This is a genomic window from Mesorhizobium sp. M7A.F.Ca.CA.002.15.2.1, from assembly GCF_003998715.1.
GTDB classification, from domain to species: domain Bacteria; phylum Pseudomonadota; class Alphaproteobacteria; order Rhizobiales; family Rhizobiaceae; genus Mesorhizobium; species Mesorhizobium ciceri.
In genome coordinates, this window is sequence record NZ_RZPI01001029.1 from 1 (window position 1) to 1199 (window position 1199).

Consider the following 1199-nt stretch of genomic DNA (forward strand, 5'->3'; position numbering starts at 1 on the left):
GTAGATGCCGGCGCGGCGAACGCGCTCGACATAGCGCTCGTAGAGATCGTTGTCGAAGAAGAACTGGGTGATCGCCCGCGTCGCGCCATTGTCGACCTTGCGCTTCAGCATCTCGATGTCGGTGGCGAAATCGGGGCTTTGCGGATGCTTTTCCGGATAAGCCGCGACGGAGATGTCGAAATCCGCGATCGTCTTGAGCCCGGCGACCAGTTCCGCGCCATTCTCGTAGCCACCGGGATGCGGCCGGTAGGGCTCGCCGACGCCGGAGGCCGGGTCGCCGCGCAGCGCCACGAACCGGTTGATGCCGATCGATTTGTAATCCTGGATGACCGCATCGACCTCGTCGCGCGTTGCCCCGACGCAGGTCAGATGCGCCGCTGCAGGAATACCGGTTTCCGTCAGGATGCGCTTTACAGTGCGCGCGGTGCGCTCCCGTGTCGAGCCGCCGGCGCCGTAAGTCACCGAGACGAATTTCGGCTTCAGCGGCTCCAGCCTTGTGACCGTCTCCCACAGCCTCGCTTCCATCTCGTCCGTCTTCGGCGGGAAGAATTCGAAGGAAACCCTGACCTTGTCGCCGATGTCGGGGCGGCGGGAAAAGCGGAACTGGTTCATGCGATTTCCCCCATCGAGTTCGCTTTGGCCTGCCTTGTGTCGTTGGAAGGATCGGCAATCAGCAGGCGCCGATCGCGGCCGAGCCAGAGTTTCACAGTGAGCCTCGCCTCATTGCCACCGCGCGGCTCGAACTCCTGGGCATCTTCGAGATCGAGGCCGGCTTCCGAAAACCAGTCGGCGATCTGCCGGTCGGAAAAGCCGAGCCGCATATGCGCATGCTCCTCGCGCAGGAATTCCAGCGCATGCGGCGCGAAATCGACGATGACCAGGCGTCCTGCCGGACGCAAAAGCCGCGCCGCCTCGTGGATGGCGCGGGCGGGATCGTCGAGATAGTGCAGCACCTGATGGATGGTGACGAGATCGAAGGCATCGCGCTCGACCGGCGGCGCGAAGATGTCGCCCTGCCGAACCTGCGCGTTCGAAACGCCGGCCTTGTCGAGATTGGCGCGCGCCACGGTCAGCATCTCGCGCGACATGTCGATCCCGACACCGCGCCGATAGAGCGGCGAGAAGATTTCGAGCAGCCGCCCGGTGCCGGTGCCGAGATCGAGCATCGACTGGAACGGCCGCTTGCCGACCAGTTTCAG

Annotated in this window: 2 protein-coding genes; both read right to left on the reverse strand. The window is 64.2% G+C overall.

Annotation, left to right across the window (positions count from 1 at the left end):
* The coding region (locus ENZ74_RS32260; protein ID WP_127313309.1) for a methylenetetrahydrofolate reductase at positions 1–612 on the reverse strand (612 nt) is incomplete at its 3' end.
* Positions 609–1199, reverse strand: a 591-nt coding sequence (locus ENZ74_RS32265) for a class I SAM-dependent methyltransferase (RefSeq protein WP_164761423.1), incomplete at its 5' end; no start/stop codon positions are given. The genes ENZ74_RS32265 and ENZ74_RS32260, both read right to left, overlap by 4 nt.